1 protein-coding gene is annotated in these 2150 nt (G+C 56.1%); it reads right to left on the bottom strand.

Annotation, left to right across the window (positions count from 1 at the left end):
* Positions 1 to 99 precede the first annotated feature (99 nt).
* Positions 100 to 1974 (bottom strand): IS1634 family transposase, encoded by a 1875-nt coding sequence (locus DYP60_RS13815; protein WP_117331602.1) that lies wholly within the window; start codon positions 1972 to 1974, stop codon positions 100 to 102.
* Between the last annotated feature and the right edge of the window lie 176 nt (positions 1975 to 2150).

Below are 2150 nucleotides of genomic sequence, written 5' to 3'. Positions count from 1 at the left end.
CCTGACTTTGACAGCAGAAATACGTAAAAAAGCTTGCAACTTATTCAGAAGCAAGCTTTTATTACTTCACGAGAACAACAGAAATATGGTTGGATAGATTCAGTCCTCGTAATCTTTTTTCTTGGTCTGCCCGATGATCCTTCTGATGTCCGACTGCTGCAGGAACTTCCTCGATATGTCTATGTCCAGGGCCTTGAGTATGGTGTCGACCAGCACGTCATAGTATGCGACCTGGTAGATGTTCGAGTTCGCCAGCTGCACGGCGTTGAAATGGGAAAGCGACTGCTGTATCGACTTGGCCGAGTATTTCCAGCCGAGCTGCCGCTCCAGCAGCCGTTCCAGGACCAAGGAAATGAAACAGATAAGGAAGTGGGCCCGTATCCTGTCCTGCCTGCTGTGGAACACCGGCCTCAACGACAGCATCCCCGTCTTGGTGACCTTGAACGTCTCCTCGATCTTCCAAAGCCCTCGGTAGATGTCCGCTATCTCCGAGGCAGGCACCACATGGTTCAACACCAAGAACCCGTCCGAATCCCGATAGTATGCATGGCTGGACGGCTTGTCGGGATTGATCTGCGACTCGTCCCCGACCCCGACGACGTTGGTGCAGATGAGGTAGTAGCCGTCGTACTTCTCGTCCTCCTCCAGCCTCGAGGCGTCGAACTCGTAGAGGCACCAGTCGGCCTGTACCAGCTCCCCCGCCTTGACGGGGCTCTTCCTCAGGTACTTGCTCTTGCCGTAGCTGGAGTCCTTGAAGTCCTTCGACCGTTTGCCCTCGGACTGAAGCGCCTTCTCGATCACCGCCTGCCGCTCGTGCCTCGCCCTGTCGCTGTACTTCCTGCTCCAGATGAACACCTGCCGCTCATTGTAGGTCCCGCTGTGCTTCTTGCCGTCGATGTCGCCGTAGGTGCTTGCCCTCCTGGGGATCGTCCTCTCCTTGATCATGGATACCACGTTGCCGTTCCCGTCCAGCGTACGCTCCCACCCCTCGCACGAGAGCGCGAACTCCTTGGTCTGGGAGTCCGACTTCCGTATGGACTGGCTGATCACATACCCGTTCCGTGCATCCCGGATCTTCATGATGTTGTAGTAGCTGAGCATCCCCTTGTCCGCCACCACGATCTTCCTGCTGTCGGAAAAGTCGATGATGCTGCCATCCATGGCCTCGGGCAGCGTCTCGCAGTCGTTGGTGTTGCCCCTGAACAGCTCGTAGGTGATGGGAATGGAAAGCTCGTCCATGAACAGGCCCATCTGGATGATGGGCTCGGGCCGGTGCTCCTTGCAGGGGCCCTTGGCCCTGAGCCCGTTCTCGTCATCCGCCTCATCCCGCTCGAAGTAGTAGTTGGTGACGTCGTAAAACACCACCGTGTCCCTTCTCCCGAACTTCTGCTTCACCTTGGAGTCCAGGTGCCTCAGCAGGTCGGTCCTCCACTTCAGCAGGCTGTCCATGCTCCGGTAGACGTCCTGAAGGCCGTAGCCCGTGTCGCCGAAGAACCGCCCCTTGTGCTCCCAGGTGTTTTTCTTGGAGGCCGGCCACAGGCATCGCGAGTAGAGCAGGTGCTGGAAGATGACGTTGATGTTGAAAGAGCAGTCCAGGTACCTGCGCCGGTTGTTGACGAACTCGTCCAGCTCCAGGCGGTGGTACAGCCTCGAGTAGGCGGCGAACCCGAGGTTCTTGCAGTCATCCGAAACCCGGAGGTCTCCTTCTCCGGACAGGCTGAGCCCGAGGCCGAGGTCGACCTGGTAGCTCATCGTCCTCACCGTATTCCTGGCCTCTTCCCTGAGCTCGTTCAGCCTTTGCAGCACGTAGGCCTGCGGATCCTCCTCTCCGCGGCTTCTCAGGTCGTTGGCGGAGAACTTCTCGACCATGACCTGCTTGTGCTTGGTCTTCTCCCCCGGGATGCGGCTGACGGTGTTGATGTAATAGATCGTGTCGCCGCTCTTGAGCACGTTCTTGGTCATCATGTAGGCCATGGTGTTTCTCCTTGCCTTCAGTATATATGAAGCAGGGATGATTGTAAATATAAATACATAACAATACGAAAATATGTTTTAAGTCATAACACTAAATACGAAAAAAACCACCCTGGGGTGGCTGGCGTGTGGTTTTTGGGTTATGGCTTAGATTATGCTGCTGTCAAAGTGTGGAA

Origin of the sequence: Sphaerochaeta halotolerans, from assembly GCF_003429665.1 — a bacterium.
Classification (GTDB): domain Bacteria; phylum Spirochaetota; class Spirochaetia; order Sphaerochaetales; family Sphaerochaetaceae; genus Sphaerochaeta; species Sphaerochaeta halotolerans.
The sequence above is the reverse complement of the archived record's forward strand: the minus strand, read 5'-3'. Positions and strand labels throughout refer to the sequence as shown.

Excerpts from the sequence above, each read along its gene's own strand:
- DYP60_RS13815 (WP_117331602.1), bottom strand. The coding sequence starts at position 1,974 with ATGGCCTACATGATGACCAAGAACGTGCTCAAGAGCGGCGACACGATC.